Source organism: Kitasatospora sp. NPDC127111 (assembly GCF_042677465.1).
Classification (GTDB): domain Bacteria; phylum Actinomycetota; class Actinomycetes; order Streptomycetales; family Streptomycetaceae; genus Kitasatospora.
This window is the reverse complement of the sequence record NZ_JBHXTG010000020.1, coordinates 86,351-105,196: the sequence shown is the minus strand read 5'-3', so window position 1 is coordinate 105,196 and position 18,846 is coordinate 86,351. Positions and strand designations below refer to the sequence as shown.

General features: G+C 77.0%; 3 protein-coding genes. All 3 read right to left on the bottom strand.

Annotation, left to right across the window (positions count from 1 at the left end):
• On the bottom strand, positions 1-6,297 hold a 6,297-nt coding region (locus tag ACFVHB_RS15495), incomplete at its 3' end, for a type I polyketide synthase (protein WP_380321042.1).
• 16 nt (positions 6,298-6,313) lie between these two features.
• A complete protein-coding gene (locus ACFVHB_RS15490; RefSeq protein WP_380321038.1) occupies positions 6,314-15,760 on the bottom strand; it encodes an SDR family NAD(P)-dependent oxidoreductase in 9,447 nt (3,148 codons plus the stop codon).
• A gap of 72 nt (positions 15,761-15,832) precedes the next feature.
• Positions 15,833-18,796: an AAA family ATPase gene (locus tag ACFVHB_RS15485; RefSeq protein ID WP_380321035.1), complete on the bottom strand. Its 2,964-nt coding sequence runs from the start codon at positions 18,794-18,796 to the stop codon at positions 15,833-15,835.
• Between the last annotated feature and the right edge of the window lie 50 nt (positions 18,797-18,846).

Here is an 18,846-nt window from a genome sequence, read left to right as displayed (position 1 = left end):
GGCAGCCGCGAACACCGGGAACGACGCGTACAACTCACGCCCCATCCCCACCCGCTGACTCCCCTGACCCGAGAAGAGCACCGCGAGCCCGCCGGATCCGGCGGTGCCACGCACCACGCCGGGCCCGTCGAGCGACCGCAGCGACTCGGGTCCGTCGAGGACGACGGCCCGTTCCTCCAGCGCGGCGCGTGCGGTGACCAGCCGGCGGGCGACCGCCACCGGGTCGGCGTGCTCCAGCAGGTCGGCCACCCGCCCGGCCTGCGCCCGCAGCGCTTCCGGCGTGCGCGCCGACACCACGAACGGCACCACGACCGGCACCGGACCGCGGTCCTGGGCCTCAGCCGCCGAAGCCGCCTCCTCCGCCGGCGCCTGCTCGACGATCACGTGCGCGTTGGTCCCCGAGACGCCGAACGCCGACACCCCGACCCGCCGGGGCCGGCCGACCTCCGGCCAGGGCCGGGCCTCCGTCAGCAGCTCCACAGCCCCGGACGACCAGTCGACGTGCGGCGAGGGCTCGTCCACGTGCAGGGTGGGCGGCAGCACGCCGTGCCGGATCGCCAGCACCGACTTGATCACCCCGGCGACGCCGGCCGCCGCCTGGGTGTGCCCGATGTTCGACTTCACCGACCCGAGCCAGAGCGGGTGTTCGCGGTCCTGCCCGTACGTGGCGAGCAGCGCCTGCGCTTCGATCGGGTCTCCCAGCGTGGTACCCGTGCCGTGCGCCTCGACCGCGTCCACCTCGCCCGCGGTCAGCCTGGCGTTGGCGAGGGCCTGCCGGATCACCCGCTGCTGCGCGGGACCGTTCGGCGCGGTCAACCCGTTGGACGCACCGTCCTGGTTGACCGCACTGCCCCGCAGCACCGCCAGCACCTCGTGCCCCGACCGCCGCGCGTCCGACAGCCGTTCGACGAGCAGCAGGCCCACCCCCTCGGCCCACCCGGTCCCGTCCGCCGCCGCCGCGAACGCCTTGCACCGCCCGTCGGGCGACATCGCCCGTTGCCGGGAGAACTCGATGAACGTGGTCGGCGTCGACATCAGCAGGACGCCGCCCGCGACCGCGAGGTCGGACTCCCCGGAGCGCAGCGACTGCGCCGCCAGGTGCAGCGCCACCAGCGAGGACGAGCACGCCGTGTCCACCGTCACCGCCGGCCCCTCGAACCCGAACGTGTACGAGATCCGCCCGGAGGCGACGCTGCCGGCGTTGCCGATGCCGAGGTACGCCTCCAGCTCGGCGGGCACCTGCTGGGCGCCGGTGGCGTAGTCGCGCCCGGAGATGCCGGCGAACACGCCGGTACGACTGCCGCGCAGCGTGGTCGGGTCGATGCCCGCCCGCTCGAACACCTCCCAGGTGGTCTCCAGGAGCAGGCGCTGCTGCGGATCGATGGCGGGTGCCTCGCGCGGGGAGATGCCGAAGAACTCCGCGTCGAACTCCCCGATGCCGTCGAGGAATCCGCCGTGCCGCGCGTACGAGGTACCGGGCCGGTCGGGGTCCGCGCTGTACAGCGTCTCCAAGTCCCAGCCGCGGTCGGTGGGGAACTCGGTCAGTGCGTCGGCGCCGTCGGACACCAGCCGCCACAGGTCCTCGGGCGAGGCGACGCCGCCGGGGTAGCGGCAGGCCATGCCGACGATGGCGATCGGGTCGTCGTCGAGAGCGACCGGCGACGGGTCCGCCGCCGGGTCGGCCTCCTCCGTCCCCCAGAGTTCGGTGGCCAGCCAGTCGGTGAGAGCGGCCGGGGTGGGGTGGTCGAAGACCACGGTGGCGGGCAGCCGCCGGCCGGTGACCGCGCCGAGGCGGTTGCGGAACTCGACCGCGGTCAGCGAGTCGAAGCCCTGCTGGCGGAACGCCCTCGCCGGGTCGACGGCGTCGGCGGACCGGTGGCGCTGGACGGCGGCGGCCTGGGCCCGGACGATCCCGAGCAGACTGCGGCGGCGCTCGGCGGCGGGCAGCGCGGCCAGCCGGGCGACCGGGTCACCGTCGGCCGCGCCCGCTGCCCGGTCGGGCTCGGGGTCGCGGCGGACCAGTTCGGCGGCCAGCGGGTGGCGGCGGCCGTGGAAGAGCACCGGCCAGTCGGCGTCGGCGACCACCAGGTGGCGCTCGCCGTGGTCGAGGGCCTGGCCGAGGAGCTCGACGGCCTGCGCGGGCGGCAGCGAGACCAGGCCGTGCCGCAGCAGCTGCTGCTCCGCCCCGTCGGCGGCGATGCCGTCGCCGGCCCAGTGGCCCCAGGCGATCGACGTGGCCGGCAGGCCGGCCGCGCGGCGCTGGGCGGCGAGCGCGTCCAGGTAGGCGTTGCCGGGCGCGTAGTTGCCCTGGCCGGGGATGCCGCAGAGCCCGGCGACCGAGGAGAACAGCACGAACGCCGACAGGTCCAGGCCCGCGGTCAGCTCGTGCAGCAGGCGGGCCGCTCCGGCCTTGGCGCGCAGCGCGAGGTCGAGGTGGTCCGCGGTGAGGGTGGGGATCAGGCCGTCGTGGAGCGCGGCGGCGGTGTGCACCACGGCGGTGAGCGGCAGGTCGGCGGGGATGCCGGCGAGGACGGCCGCCAGCGCGTCCCGGTCCGCGACGTCCGCGGCGGCGAAGGTGACCCGGGTGCCGAGGGCGGCGAGTTGGGCCTCGAGCACGGCCGCGCCGGGGGCGTCGGCGCCCCGGCGGCTGACCAGCAGCAGGTGCTCGGCGCCGCGGCCGGCGAGCCAGCGGGCCACGTGGCCGCCGAGGGCGCCGGTGCCGCCGGTGATCAGGGTGGTGCCGTGCGGCTCCCACCGGCTCTCGGGCTCTCCGGCGGGCGCGGCGGGGACGAGCCGGCGGGCGAACGCGCCGGCGGGCCGCAGGGCGAGCTCGACCTCGCGGTCGGCGGAGGTGTCGGCGAGCAGGGCGGCCACCTGCCGCCAGGTGTGCTCGTCGGGATCGGCGGGCAGGTCGAGCAGACCGCCGTGCACGGCCGGCTGTTCGACGGCGAGGATCGCGCCGAAGCCCCAGCTCAGGGCCCGCTCGGGGTCGGTGACCGGATCGGCGGTGCCGGTGGAGACCGCGCCCCGGGTGAGGTACCAGAGCGGGGCGGCGGTGCCGGTGTCGTCGAGGGCCTGCGCGAGCGCGACCTCGGCGGCGTACGCCCAGGGGACGGCGTCGTGCCCGGTAGCCCGGCCCGCCCGCAGGCCGAGCAGCGAGACCACCCCGGAGACCGGGCCTGCGGCTTCGAGGGCGGTGGCGAGGGCGGCCCGGTCGGGGGATCCGGGGAGGACCTCGGGGCGGGCTCCCAGGGCGGCGAGCGCGCCGGTGAGCGCCTCGGTCCACGGGTGGCCGGTGTGCTCCTCGGGCGCGACGACCAGCCACGTGCCGGTGAGCGCGGGCGCGGCGGGCGCGGTGACGGGCCGCCAGGTGATCCGGTGCCGCCAGCCGTCGGCGGCGGTGGCGGCCCGCCGGCGGTCCCACCAGGAGGCCAGGGCGGGCAGCACGGGCGCGAGCCGGTCGCCGTCGACGCCGATCGCCTCGCCGAGCCGGCCGGCGTCGCGCTCGGCGACCAGTTCCCAGAACGGGCCGTCGGGTGCGGCCTGCGCGCCGGTGAGGTGCTCCGGCGAGCGGCTGGCGTCCAGCCAGTACCGCTGCCGCTGGAAGGGATAGGTGGGCAGGTCGGCGTGGCGGGGCGCGGTGTCGGCGAAGGCGGCTGCCCAGTCCACCGCGACGCCCCGGACGTGGAGTTCGGCGGCCGAGGCGAGCCAGCGGCTGCGGCCGCCCTGGTCGCGACGGAGCGATCCGGTGACCACCGGGTCGGCGAGGCCGGCGGCGTCGAGGGTGTCCTCGATCGCGCCGGTCAGCACCGGATGCGGGCTGACCTCGACGAACACGGTGTGGCCGTCCGCGGCGAGCCGCCGGGTGGCCTGCTCGAAGCGGACGGTGCTGCGCAGGTTGCGGTACCAGTAGTCGGCGTCGAGGGCGGCGGTGTCCTGCCAGTCGCCGGTGACGGTGGACAGCAGCGGTACCTCGCCGGGCTGCGGGCGCACCGGTGCGAGCAGGGTGAGCAGGTCCTCGCGCAGCGCCTCGGTCTGCACCGAGTGCGAGGCGTAGTCGATGTTGACCGGGCGCCCCTGGACGCCTTCGGCGGCGTAGGCGGCGGTGAGTTCGGCGAGGGCGTCCAGGTCGCCGGAGACCACGGTGGACTGCGGGCCGTTGACCACGCCGATGGACAGCCGCCCGGGCCAGGCGGTGATCCGGGCCTCGACCTCGGCGAGCGGGCGCGGTACCGAGACCATGCCGCCCTTGCCGGAGAGGGTGGCCAGGGCCTGGGCGCGCCGGGCGACGATCCGGGCGGCGTCCTCCAGCGGGAGCCCGCCGGCGACGTACGCGGCGGCGACCTCGCCCTGGCTGTGACCGACCACGGCGTCCGGCCGCACTCCGTACGCCTTCCACAGCTCGGCGAGGGCCACCATGACGGCCCACAGCACCGGTTGGACCACGTCGACCCGCTCCGGGTCGGGGCCGCCGGGGAGACCGCGGACCACGTCGAGCAGCGACCAGTCGGTGTGCGGCGCGAGCGCGGCCGCGCAGTTCTCCAGGGCGGCGGCGAACACCGGTTCGGCGTCGAGGAGTTCGGCCGCCATGCCGGGCCACTGGGAGCCCTGGCCGGGGAAGACGAAGACCACCCTTCCGGGCGTGCCCGCCCGCCCGCGCACCACCGCGGGGGAGTCGAGGTCGAGCAGCGCCTCCGGCCCGCCGACGGCTACCACCCGCTCCTCCAGGTGGGCCCGGCCGGCGGCGAGGGCGTGGGCGACGTCGAGGGCGTCGGCCTGCCCGAGCGCAGCGGACACCCGGGCGGCCTGCACCCGCAGTGCCTCGGGCGTGCGGGCCGACAGTAGGAACGGCAGGGCCCCGGGCGCGGCCCGGCGCTCCACCGGCTCTTCGGCCGGCGCCTGCTCGATGATCACGTGTGCGTTGGTGCCGGAGACTCCGAACGCCGACACCGCGGCCCGGCGCGGACGCTCCAGCTCCGGCCACTCCTGACGTTCGGTCAGCAACCGTACGGTGCCGTCCGACCAGTCCACGTGCGGGGACGGCGCGTCCACGTGCAGGGTGCGCGGCAGGACGCCGTGCCGAATCGCCAGCACCGACTTGATGACGCCCGCGACGCCGGCCGCGGCCTGGGTGTGGCCGATGTTGGACTTCACCGAGCCGAGCCAGAGCGGCCGTTCGGCGGTGCGGTCCCGGCCGTAGGTGCTGATCAGGGCCTGGGCCTCGATCGGGTCGCCCAGCCGGGTACCGGTGCCGTGCGCCTCCACCACGTCCACGTCGGCGGGGGTCAGTCCGGCGGCGGCCAGGGCCTGGCGGATCACCCGCTGCTGGGAGGTGCCGCTCGGGGCGGTCAGCTGGCTGCTGCGGCCGTCCTGGTTGACCGCCGAGCCGCGCAGCACGGCGAGCACCCGGTGGCCGTTGCGGCGGGCGTCGGACAGCTTCTCCAGCACCAGCAAGCCGGCGCCCTCGCCCCAGCCGGTGCCGTCGGCGGCGGCCGCGAACGGCTTGCAGCGGCCGTCCGGGGCCAGCCCGCGCTGGCGGCTGAACTCGATGAACATGCCGGGCGCGGAGAGCACGGTGGCCCCGCCCGCCAGGGCCAGCGCGCACTCGCCGGAGCGCAGCGCGCGGGCGGCGAGGTGCAGCGCGACCAGCGACGAGGAGCAGGCGGTGTCCACGGTGACCGCCGGGCCCTCCAGCCCGAGGGTGTAGGCGATCCGGCCGGAGGCGACCGAGGTGGTGGTGCCGGTCAGCACGTAGCCGTCGGTCTGCTCGGCCGGCAGGTGGTGCATGCTCGGCCCGTACTCCTGGGCGATGACGCCCGCGAACACGCCGGTACGGCTGCCGCGCAGGGCGGTCGGGTCGATCGCGGCGTCCTCCAGCGCCTCCCACGCGGTCTCCAGCAGCAGGCGCTGCTGGGGCTCGGCGGCCAGCGCCTCGCGCGGCGAGATGCCGAAGAAGGCGGCGTCGAACTCGGCTGCGTCGTAGAGGAATCCACCCTCACGGGCGTAGCTGCGGCCGGGCCGGTCCGGGTCCGGGTCGTAGAGGTGGTCGAGGTCCCAGCCGCGGTCCGTGGGGAACGGGCCGACCACGTCGCGCTCCTCGGCGACCAGCCGCCACAGCGCCTCGGGGGTGTCCGCGCCGCCGGGGAAGCGGCAGGCCATGCCGACGATGGCGATCGGCTCCTCCGGGCCGGAGCCGACGGCCCGGGCCTCGGCGTCGCGCAGCCGTCGACGGGTCTGGTGCAGCTCGGTGGCGACCCTGTTGAGGTAATCGCGGAGCTTCTGCTCGTCGGTGCTCATCTCTGCGTCGCCTCTCTCAGGAAATTCCGAGCTCGTTGTCGATGAAGTCGAAGATGTCGTCGTTGCTGACGCCGCTGATCCGGTCGGCGAGCCCGTCGTCGTCCGCCGCCGGGGCGGGCGGTGGCGCGCCGAGCGAGGCCAGCAGGGCGGTGAGCCTCTCCACCGCGTCGGCCCGGCCCCCGGGGTCCTCGGCGAGGGTCGCCAGGACCCGTTCCAGTCGGTCGAACTCCGCTGCCGTGTCCGGCTGTTCGTCCCGCTCCGCGGGGGCGAGACGGACCCGCAGATGGGCGGCGAGCGCAGCCGGGGTGGGGTGGTCGAAGACCGCGGTGGTGGGTAGTCGCAGGCCGGTGGCGGCATTGATCCGGTTGCGCAGTTCGATCACGCCGAGCGAGTCGAACTCGCTGTCCATGAAGCCGATGTCGGGCCGTACCGCGTCGGCGTCGGGGTGACCGAGCACCGCGGCGGCGGTGGCCCGGACCAGGCCGAGCAGCAGCCGCTCCTGCTCGGCCGCCGCCTTGCCCGCCAGCTGTCCGGCGAGCACGGCGGGGCCGTCGGCGCCGGCCGGAGCAGGGCGCGGGCGGTGCCGGACCAGACCGCGGAGCACGGGCGACAACCGGTCGGCCGGTACCGGGCCGGTATCGATCCGGGCCGCCGTGAGCGCGGCATGCGGACTGCCGAGCGCGGCGTCGAAGAGGGCGAGGCCCTGCTCGTCGGTCATCGGTGCCAGACCGGTCGCGGCGAGCCGCTCGGTCTCGACCGCGCCGAGAGCGGCCGCCATGCCGCCGGCCTGCGCCCAGTGTCCCCAGGCGAGCGAGACGGCGGGCAGGCCGCGCACCCGGCGGTACTGGGCGAGCGCGTCCAGCTGGGCGTTGGCGGCCGCGTAGTTGGCCTGGCCGGGGTTGCCGAGCAGGCCGACCGCCGAGGAGAACAGCACGAACGCGGCGAGGCCCAGGTGCTCGGTGGCGCGGTGCAGGTGCCGGGCACCGTCCGCCTTCGGCCGCACCACCCGCTCCAGCCGCTCGGGGGTGAGCGCGGTGAGCACGGCGTCGTCCAGCACGCCGGCCGTGTGCACCACCGCGGTCAGCGGGTGCTCGGCGGGGACGGCGGCGACCAGCGCCGCGACCGCCTCCGGGTCGCCGACGTCGCAGGCGGTGACGGTGGCCTCGGCACCCAGTGCGGCGAGTTCGGCCAGCAGCTCGGGCGCCCCCGGCGCCAGCGGCCCGCCGCGCGAGACCAGCAGCAGGTGCCGTACGCCGTGGTGGGTCACCAACCGGCGGGCCACCAGCGCGCCCAGCGCCCCGGTGCCTCCGGTGACCAGGACGGTGCCGTCGTCGGCGAGCGGCGCGGGCAGGGTGAGGGCGAGCTTCCCGGTGTGCCGGGCCTGGCCGAGCCGGCGCAGCGCCTGCGGCGCGTGCCGGACGTCCTGGGCCCGGACGGGCAGTGGCCGCAGCGCGCCCTCCTCGAACAGGACGCCGAGCCGGGCGAGGATCTCGGCGATCCGGTCCGGGTCCACGTCGAACAGGTCGAACGCCAGGTAGGCGGCGCCGTGGGCGGCGGCGACCTCGGCCGGATCGCGCTGGTCGGTCTTGCCCATCTCGACGAACCGGCCGCCGGGGGCGAGCAGCCGCAGCGAGGCGTCGGTGAACTCCCCGGCCAGCGCGTTGAGGACCACGTCCACCCCTCGCCCGCCGGTCGCCGCCCGGAAGGACTCCTCGAAGTCCAGCGTCCGGCTGGAGGCGATCCGCTCCTCGTCGAGGCCGAGTCCGCGCAGCGTGTCCCACTTGCCGGGGCTCGCCGTGCCGTACACCACCGACCCGCTGTGGCGCGCCAGTTGGACCGCGGCCTGGCCGACGCCGCCGGTCGCCGCGTGCACCAGCAGGCTCTCCCCCGGCCGCAGCCCGGCCAGGTCGTACAGGCCGTGGTAGGCGGTCAGGAAGGCCACCGGGACGGTCGCGGCCTGGGCGTCGCTCCAGCCGGCGGGGGTGCGGATCAGCAGCCGGTGGTCGGTGACGGCTATCGGGCCGAGGGTGCCCCGCACCAGGCCGGTCACCCGGTCACCGACGGCGAGTCCGGTCACGCCGGGACCGGTCTCCAGGACGGTGCCGGCGGCCTCGGCGCCGATCCGGGCGCCGCCCGGGTACACGCCGAGGGTGATCAGCACGTCCCGGAAGTTCAGGCCGGCGGCCCGCACCGCGATCCGCACCTCCCCTGCGGCGAGCGGCCGTTCGGCCTCCGGCGCGGGCAGCAGGGCGAGGCCGTCCGGGCTGCCGGGCGCCTCGGTGTCCAGCCGCCAGGCGGTGTGGCCGGCCGGGTCGAGCTCGTCGCCGGGCCCGGTCCTGACCAGCCGGGGCAGCAGGATCTCCCCGAGACGGAGGGCGAGTTGCGGCTCGCCGGCGGCGAGCGCGGCCGGCAGTGCGGCGAACGACTCGGGGGTGCCGTCGTGGTCCAGCAGCACCAGGCGGTCGGGGTGCTCGGCCTGCGCGGTGCGCACCAGCCCCCAGACGCCCGCGGCGGCGGGCTCGGGCACGTCCTCACCGACGTGGCTGGCGACCGCGTGCTCGGTCACCAGCGCCAGCGTGCCGCCCTCCTCTGCCAGCCAGTCCCGCACCAGGCCGAGCGCCTCCCCTGCGTCCCGCACCGGCGCGAGCAGATGCTGCCCGGCCGCCGCCTCGCGCACCGACGACAGCACCCGCAGCCCCGGCGCGAGACCGGTCGCGTCGCCGCCGAGTACCGCCCAGCCCTCGGGCCACGCCACCCCGCCGGGCCCGGCCGCACCCGGGCCCGTACCGGACGCACCGGCGCCTGCGGCCTGGCGCCGCGCGCCGACGGATGCCACCGTGCCGGCCGCCGCACGCGCTGCGGCCCCGGGTGGCGCTGCCGTCCCGGCCGCACCCGGCTCGGATGCGCCCGCAGTCAGGGCAGTGGCCCCCGCCGGGGTGCCGGACGTGGCGGGCTGCCAGTCCAGGCGGTAGAGCGGCTCGGCGCCGCCGGTGGCAGCGGCTCGCAGGGTGAGCCCACCGACGGTGGCGACCGGCAGGCCCGTCGGGTCGGCGACCGCCAGGGCGACGGTGTCCGGCCCGGCCGGGGTGATCCGCACCCGCAGGGCGGTGGCGCCGGCCCGGTGGACGGTCACCTCGCGCCAGGAGAACGGCAGCACGGTCCGTTCGGCGTCCCGCACGACGGCGTGCAGCGCGGCGTCGAGCAGGGCCGGGTGCAGCGCGTAGTCGGCGGCGTCGGCGGCCGGGGCGATCTCGGCGTACAGCTCCTCGCCGAGCCGCCAGGCCGCCGTCAGCCCCTGGAACACCGGCCCGTACCGGTAGCCGCGCGCCGCCAGCCGCTCGTACAGGTCTCCGAGCTCCAGCGGGACGGCTCCCGGTGGCGGCCAGGCGGCGGACACGGCGGCCGGCGCAGCGCCGTCCGCGGCGAGCGTGCCGTCGGCGGCGAGCGTGCCGTCCGCGTGCAGAGTCCAGTCGCCGTCGCCGTCCTCCCGTTGGGACCGGATCTGCAGCGGCCGCCGCCCGCCGTCGTCGGCACGTCCGACCACGAGCTGGAGGCGGATCCCACCGCGCTCCGGCAGGACGAGCGGCGCCTGGAGCTCGAGCGTCTCGATCCCGACGGCGCCGGCCTGCCGGGCGGCCTGGGCGGCGAGCTCCAGGAAGGCGGTGCCGGGCAGCAGGACGGCGCCGCCGACGGCGTGGTCGGCCAGCCACGGATGCGACCGCAGCGAGAGCCGGCCCGCGAGCAACCAGCCGGCATCGTCCGGGAGTTCGGTGACCGAGCCGACCAGCGGGTGGCCCGTGCCGGCCAGGCCGTCGACGCCGGCGGCTTGGCCGACGGGCTGCTCCAGCCAGTGCCGGCGGCGCTGGAAGGGGTAGGTGGGCAGGTCGGTGCGCGGGGCGTCGGACGGGAACGCGGGCCGCCAGTCGACCGGGACGCCGTGGACGTGCAGCCGGGCCAACGCCTCGGTCAGGGTGTCCCGTTCGGGACGGTCGGCACGGAGCACGGCGGCCAGGGCGCGCGGGGCCGGGTCGCCGTCCAGGCTCTCCTGTGCCAGCGCGGTGAGCACCGGCCCGGGGCCGAGCTCCAGGTAGGCGCTCACCCCGAGCCCGTCCAGGGCGCGGACACCGTCGTGGAAGCGGACGGCCTCCCGGATGTGCCTCACCCAGTAGTCGGGGCTGCGCAGTTGCCCGGGTGTGGCGGGGGCGCCGGTCAGGTTGGAGATCACCGGGATCCGCGGCTCGGCGTACTCCAGCCGTCCGGCGACGGCCCGGAAGTCCGCCAGCACCGCGTCCATCTGCGGGGAGTGGAAGGCTCGGCCGACCTGGAGCAGCCTGGTGCGCCGGCCCCGGGCCCGCCAGCCGTCGGCGATGGCCCGCACCTGGTCGCCGTCACCCGAGATCACCACGGAGGCAGGGCCGTTGACGGCGGCGACCGACACGGTCGGGCCGAGTTCGGGCAGCACCTCCGCCTCGCCGGCCTGGATCGCGGCCATCGCGCCGCCTTCGGGCAGCGCCTCCATCAGCCGGCCGCGCGCGGCGACCAGGGTGACGGCATCGGGCAGTGACAGGACGCCGGCCAGGTGCGCGGCGCTCAACTCGCCGACGGAGTGGCCGATCAGGTGGTCGGGACGCAGCCCGTAGGACTCGGCGAGCCGGTGCAGGGCGACGTGCAGGGTGAACAGGGCGGGCTGGGTGTAGGCGGTGGTGTCCAGCAGCGCCGCGCGGTCGGTGCCCGGGTCGGCGAACAGGACCGGCTTCAGCGGCACCTCCAGTCCGGCGTCGAAGAGGGCGGCGATCTCGTCCACCGCGGCGGCGAACACCGGTTCGGCGGCGTACAGTTCACGACCCGCGCCGGGCCGCTGGCTGCCCTGGCCGGAGTACAGGAAGGCGGTGCGCGCGCCCTTCACGGCGGTGCCGCGCAGCAGCCCGGCGGCCTCCGCGCCCCCTGCGAGGGCGCGCAGCCCGGTCGCCGGCCGGCCCAGGACGGCGGCGCGGTGCTCGAAGTGGGTCCGGGTGGTGGCGAGCGCGTGGCCGAGGCCCGGGGTGCCGTCCTCCGCGAGTGCCGCCAGCCGCTCGGCCTGGGCGCGCAGTGCCCCCTCGGTCCTGGCGGACAGCAGCAGCGGGCCGTGCTCCTCCCGGTCGCGCTCCGGTTCGGGGTCGGAGAGCGGCGGCGCCTCGAGGATCAGGTGGGCGTTCGTACCGCTGATGCCGAAGGAGGAGACCGCGGCGCGGCGCGGGCGGCCGGACTCGGGCCAGGGCGTGGTGCGGTCGAGCAGCCGCACCCGGCCGGCCGTCCAGTCGACGTGCGGGCTGGGCGCGTCCAGGTGCAGGGTGCCGGGCAGTTCGCCGCGGTGCAGCGCCTGGACCAGTTTGATCACGCCGGTGACTCCGGCGGCGGCCTGGGTGTGGCCGATGTTGGACTTCGACGAGCCCACCAGCAGGGGCTGTTCGCGGTCCTGTCCGTACGTGGCGAGCAGGGCCCGGGCCTCGATCGGGTCGCCCAGGGCGGTGCCGGTGCCGTGGGCCTCCACGGCGTCCACGTCACCGGGCGCCAGCCCGGCCTGGGCGAGGGCCTGCCGGATGACCCGTTCCTGCGCGGGACCGTTGGGCGCGGTGAGGCCGTTGGAGGCGCCGTCCTGGTTGACGGCCGAGCCGCGGACCAGGGCGAGCACCCGGTGGCCGCTGCGGCGGGCGTCGGAGAGCCGTTCCAGCAGCACCAGTCCGACGCCCTCGGCCCAGGCCGTGCCGTCGGCCGCGGCGGCGAACGGCTTGCACCGGCCGTCGGGCGCCAGGCCGCGCTGGCGGCTGAACTCGGTGAACATGCCGGGCGTGGACATCACCGTCACGCCGCCCGCCAGCGCCAGGTCGCACTCGCCGCCGCGCAGCGCCTGCGCGGCCAGGTGGATCGCCACCAGCGAGGAGGAGCAGGCGGTGTCCACGGTGATCGCCGGCCCCTCCAGGCCCAGCGCGTACGCGAGCCGCCCGGAGGCGACCGAGCCGAGCGTGCCGGTCAGCGCGTGGCCCTCGTACCCGGCGGGCGTCTCGTGCAGCCGCGGCCCGTACTCCTGCGGCATCGCGCCGACGAACACGCCGGTCAGGCTGCCGCGCAGGGCGGCCGGGACGATGCCGGCCCGCTCGGCGAGCTCCCAGGCGGACTCCAGCAGCAGCCGCTGCTGGGGGTCCATGGCGGCCGCCTCACGCGGGCCGAGGCCGAAGAAGGCGCTGTCGAAGGTGTCCGCGTCGTACAGGAAGCCGCCCTGGCGGGTGTACGAGGTGCCGGGGCGCTCGCCGTCGGGGTCGTGCAGGGCGTCGAGGTCCCAGCCGCGGTTGTCCGGGAACGGGCCGATGGCGTCGCGGCCCTCGCGCAGCAGCTCCCAGAGCTGCTCGGGGCTGTCCGCGCCGCCGGGCCAGCGGCCGCTGAGCGCGACGATCGCGATCGGGTCGTCCTCGCCGCCGCCGCTCTGCGGGCGGGCCGGCGCCGGGTCGCTGCCGGCCGGTGCGGCGAGGTGGGCGGCGACGGCACGCGGGGTCGGCCGGTCGTAGGTGAGGGTGGACGGCAGGGCGAGGCCGGTGGCCCCCGCGAGGCGGTCGCGGAACTCGACGGCGGCGACCGAGTCGAAGCCGAGGTCCTTGAAGGTGCGGTCGGGGTCGACCGCCTCCGGGCCGCTCTGGCCGAGCACGATCGCGGCGGCCGACCGGACGGCGGCCAGTGCGCCTTCCTCGCTCAGCCCGGTCCCGGCGGCCGGGACCGCCGGGCCTGCCGGGACCGCCGGCTCGGCCGGGACCGCGGCGGACCGTTCGGGGAGCGCCGCGGGTGTTCCGTCCAGCCACAGCCGGCGGCGCTGGAAGGGGTAGCTCGGCAGCGGTACGTGTCCGCCGCGCGGCCCGAACAGCGACGGCCAGTCGACCGCGCCGCCGCGCGCGTACAGCTCGGCGAGCGAGGTGTGGAACTGGCCGAGGCCGCCGTGGTCGCGGCGCAGGGTACCGGTGACGGCGGCCGCGCCGTCGGTGATCTGGCCGAGGCCGACGGTGAGCACCGGGTGGGCGCTGCTCTCCACGAAGCTGCGGTGGCCGTCGGCGAGGGCGGCGCGCACGGCGCTCTCCAGCTGTACGGTGCCGCGCAGGTTGCGGTACCAGTAGTCGGCGGTCAGTTCGGTGGTGTCCAGCCGTCCGCCGGTGACGGTGGAGAAGAACGCGGTGGCGGCCGGGCGCGGCCGGACGCCGGCGAGCAGGGTGGGCAGGGTCTCCCGCAGCGGCTCCACCTGCGGCGAGTGCGAGGCGTAGTCGACCGGCACCAGGCGGGCCCGGACGTCCTCGGCGCGGTACTGCCGGACCAGTTCCTCGACGGCCTCGCGGTCGCCGGAGACCACGGTGGCGGCGGGCCCGTTGACCGCGGCGACGCCGATCCGGTCGGACCACGCCGCGAGCCGTTCCGCGACCTGCGCGGCGGGCAGCGGGACGGCGGCCATCGCGCCGCGTCCGGAGCCGCCCGGCCCGGAGCCGGCCAGCCCGGCGATGGCCTGCGAGCGCAGCGCGACCACGGCCGCGGCGTCCGCGAGCGTCAGCGCCCCGGCGACGTACGCGGCGGCGATCTCACCCTGGGAGTGGCCGATCACCGCGTCCGGGCGGACGCCGGAGGCCCGCCACAGGGCGGCCAACGAGACCATGACGGCGAACAGCGCGGGCTGCACCACGTCGACCCGCCGCAGGTCGGGCGCACCGGGTTCGCCGCGCAGTACGGCGCTCAGCGACCAGTCGACGTGCGGGGCGAGCGCCTCCTCGACCGCGGCCAGTTCGGCGGCGAACACGGGTGCGGTGTCGAGCAGTTCGCGGGCCATGCCGTCCCACTGCGAGCCCTGCCCGGGGAAGACCAGGACGGTTCCGCCGCCGGGGTGGGCCCGGCCCTGGACCAGTCCGACGGCCTGGCCGCCCTCCTCCAGGGCGCGCAGCGCGGTCAGCAGCGCGGTCCGGTCGGCGCCGGTCACGGCGGCGCGGTGCTCGAAGTGGGTGCGGGTGGTGGCGAGCGCGCGCCCGAGGTCGGCCGCCCGGAGGTCGGTCCGCCGCTCGGCGAACTCCCGTATCCGGCCGGCCTGTCGACGCAGTGCCTCCGGGGTCCGGGCGGACAGCGGCCAGAGTCCCGGCCCGTCCGCGCCGGTCGGGGCCGCAGGGCCGTCGGGGGCGGCCGCGACCACCACGTGGGCGTTGGTGCCGCCGACGCCGAACGAGCTCACCCCGGCGAGCGGCGGCCGCTCCGGCAGCGGCCACCGCCCGGTCTCGGTCCGTACCCGCAGGCCCAGCCGCTCGAACGGGATGTCCGGGTTGGGGGTACGGAAGTCGAGGCTGGCCGGCAGCCGCCGGTGGTGCACCGCCAGCACGGTCTTCAACAGGCCGACGACCCCCGCGGCGCCCTCCAGGTGGCCGACGTTGGTCTTGGCCGAGCCGACCAGCAGCGGCTGTTCGGCGGGCCGGCCGGTACCGAGCGCGGCCCCGAGCGCGGCGGCCTCGATCGGGTCGCCGACCCGCGTACCGGTGCCGTGCAGCTCGACGTACCGGATCTGCCCGGGCGCCACCCCGGCCCGACGGACCGCCCGGCGGACGACGTCAGCCTGCGCGGTCGCGCTCGGCACGGTCAGACCGTCGGTGGCGCCGTCGTTGTTCACCGCGCTGCCGAGCAGCACCGCGTACACCCGGTCGCCGTCGGCCAGGGCCCGCGCCAGCGGCTTGAGCACCAGCAGCACGCCGCCCTCACCGCGGGCGTAGCCGTTGGCCCGGGCGTCGAAGGTGAAGCAGCGGTCGTCCGGCGAGAGCGCGCCGAACCGGTCCACGGTCAGGGTGGAGTCGGGGGCGAGGTTGAGGTTCACCCCGGCCGCCAGCGCGTACTCCGTCTCTCCACCGCGCAGGCTCTCGACCGCCAGGTGGACGGCCACCAGCGACGAGGACTGCGCGGTGTCCACGGTGAGACTGGGGCCGCGCAGGTCCAGCGCGTAGGAGACCCGGTTGGCGATGATCCCCCGGTTCAGGCCGGTCAGGGTGTGCCGGGAGATCTCGCCGGTCCGGGCGGTCAGCGCCGCGTAGTCGCCGCCGATCGCGCCGACGAAGACGCCGGTCCGGCTGCCCGCCAGCGCGCCCGGCACGATCCCGGCGTCCTCCAGCGCCTCCCACGCCAGTTCGAGCACCAGCCGCTGCTGCGGGTCGGCGGCGGCGGCCTCGGCCGGGGAGATCCCGAAGAACTCCGGGTCGAACCGGTCGACCTGGTCCACGTACCCGCCGGCCCGGGGCCGCTCGCCGTCAGCGAACCGCTCCGGCGGGAACACGCCGACCGCGCTGCCGCCCGAGTCGAGCAGCCGCCAGAACGCCTCGGGGTCCGCCGCACCGGGCAGCCGGCAGGCGGCGCCGACCACGGCCACCGCCTCCGGTGAGCCGGTGTCGAGCACGGACGGGTCGTGGGCTTCCAGGCGCGCCATGGTGAGTTCACTCCTGAGGGGAGGTCGGTTCCTTGCCCCTCAGCGTTCCGTGACGCTCCGTCCGGCGCCCCCCTAGGCAACCCCTGTCGAACCCCTAGCCGCCAGTTCGAGGTCCCGGTCGGGGCCGTCGCCGCGCCGGACCACCGCCGCCAGGTCGGCCCGGCGCCGCACCCCGAGCTTGCGGTACACCCGGGTGAGGTGCTGCTCCACGGTGCTCACCGTGACGTACAGCTTCCGGGCGATCTCCCGGTTGGACAGGCCGCGGGCGGCGAGTTCGGCGACCCGGCGCTCGGCGTCCGAGAGGCCCGTCGGAGCGGCGTCCCCGTCCGGGACCAGTGACAGGGCCGGGGTGCGCCGCAGCCGCCGGTCCGCCTGCCGGGCGCGGTCGGGGTCGCCGTCCGTACGGTGGGACTCGCTCAGGTCGGCCAGCGCGCCCGCCAGGTCGCCCTCGGCACCGGCTTCCTCCAGCAGGTCGACGGAGCGCTCCAGGAGCGCGGTGCGTTCCGCGTGGTCACCGGCGGCCGCCCGGATCCGGAGCGCCTGCCCGCGGATCCGCGCGTGGCCCGACGAGCCCGCCCGGGCGAGTTGCTCGTCCGCCAGTTCCGCCGCTGCCCGGCGCCGGCCCAGCGCGAGCTGTGCCCGGGCCGCACCGAGCCGCCACGGAGCGATCGCCGGCAGACGGTCCAGGCCCCAGCGCGCCATCGTGTCCCCGCACGCCCGGTAGGCCGCGAGCGCCTCCTCCGCGCGGCCGACGGCCAGCAGGTGCCCGCCGCGCGCGTACCGGTGGTGCAGGCCCGCCGGGGTCCGCTCCATGCCCTCCGGGACTCCGATCGCGAGGAACCGGGCCGCGTCCGCCGGCAGGCCGAGCGCGGTCCGGGCGGCCACCATGGTGGACAGCGGCAGGCCCACCGCGACGCCCCAGGCGTCCGGGGAGACCCGCGCGAAGGCGCTCCGGGCCGCCGCGTCCGCCGCCCGCAGATCGCCCTGCCGCAGCGACGCCTCCGCGCGGAGCGCGGACACCAGGGCCTGCCAGGTGGAGCCGCAGCGCGCGCCGGTGCGCTCGGCGAGCGGACCGCACCAGCGCACCGCCCGGTCCGCCCGGTCCGTGTACAGCAGCACCGTCAGGGCCGCGGTCAGCGACTCGGTGCCGCCGCTGCCGCCCGGGCGGCCCTCCCGCAGGATCAGTTCCGCCTGCACCGCGGCCTCGCCCGGTGTGACGGCCCCGGTCAGCAGGGAGGCCAGCAGCCGCATGCCCTCGGCCCTGCCCGCCGGGCCCTCCCCGGTCGGCCCGGGCAGCAGTGACGGGTACCAGTACGCCAGCCAGGCCCGCAGTCCGTCCGCCGACCCCGCGTTCTCCGGACGGGACTCGAACCGCTCCAGCGCCACCAACCCCTGGTCCGGGCGACCGTGCCAGAACAGGTGCCGGATCTCCTTCAGCTCGTGGCGCACCGCGCTCGCCGCGTCCACCACCGTCCCGGGCAGCGAGGGAACGCACCGGATCGCCGCCCCGCCGACCGGCTCGCCGCCGAGGGCGCGGCCACCCGCTCCCGGGGCTCCCGCTCCGCCGGGTTCCGGCGCCGGTGTGCCCCTCCCCTCGGGCGGCACCGGGTCGAGCACCCGCTCCGCGCCGCCGTGGTCCACCGGACCGCCGCGCCGACCGAATCGGTCCGGGCCGTCGAGCCGGTCCGAGCCGTCGGCTCGGTCCCTGTCGTCGAACCGTTCCAGGCCGTCAAGCCGTTCCGGGCCGTCGGCGAAGTCCGGGCCGTCGGCGAAGTCCGAACCGCTCCGCCCCCCGACGTGAACGCCGTCGACCCGCCCGGGAGTGTCACCCGCGGGCCGGCCGGCCTGCGCGGACGCCGGCAACCCCGACGTCCGCAGGTATCCCTCGGCCGCCCGCACGTGGCCGGCCACTTCGCGTGCCTCCGCGCCCGCAGCGTCCAGCAGCCCGCCCGCCCGCCGGTGGAGGCCCGCGAGGTCGGCCGGTGTCATGGCCGCGAGCAGGTCGCCGGCGGCCGTCGGATGGCGGAACCCGCCGTCGCGGAACAGCCCGGCGGCGTGCAGCAGGTACAGCGCACGGGGCAGCGAGTCCGTCGGCAGGAGCAGCAGCTCGGCCAGCAGGGCCGGGGTCGCGTAGGGCCCGAGCACCGCCACCCCGCGCGCGTACCGCAGCGCCAGCGGGTCGATGCGGTGCAGGCAGTGCATCAGCCCCCGCCGGTAGCCCTCGCCGACCACCGGCTCCTCGGGCGCACCGGCCCGCTCCTGGTCGTCCAGCAGGCTGTGGACGAGCAGCGGGTTGCCGCCCGTCAGGTCGAACGCCTTCGCCGCCAGGCCGGCCGCGGCGGAGCTGCCGAAGCGTTCACGGCACAGCTCGGCGACCAGCTCCGGCGAGAGCACGTCCAGCCTGATCTGCCGGTGATGGGGCTGGCGCGCCAACTCGACCTCGAAGAACGGGTTCGGCGGCGTCATGGTCTCGCGCGAGCTGAGCACGGTCAGCACGCCGAGATTGCGGGTGCGCCGGACCAGGTACAGCAGGAACTCCAGCGACTGGGGATCGGCGTCCTGGCGGTCGTCCACCGCGATCAGGACGGGCTTCCGCTCCGCGAGGGACCGGACCAGCCGGAACAGGCCCTCCAAGGTCGGCTGGCCCAGCCGCCCGTGCGCCCCCTCCGCGACGGCCGACCGCGGCCGCGTGCCCTCGATCGCGCCCTGGGACAGCAGGGCCTCCGCCGCGGCCGCCTCGTGCGGCTCGACCGGGGCGCTCTGCAGCAGTTGCCGGGCCAGGCCCAGCGGGAACTCCCGTTCCAGCGGCGAACCGGTGCCCATCAGCACCGTGACGCCCCGCTCCGCCGCCACGTCCGTGAACGTGTACAGCAGTTCGCTCCGGCCACTGCCCACCGACCCGTGCAGCGCGATCACGCTTCCGAGGCCGTCCGCACACCGGTCCAGCGCCTCGCGCAGGCGGCGGTACTCCGCTTCCCGGCCGGCGGGCAGCGAACCGGGAAGATCACGCGGGGGTCTCGGGGAGCCAGCAGACATCGATACTCCTGAAGCAGGCGCGCGAAAGGGCGGCCGCTGGGCGCTCCTCT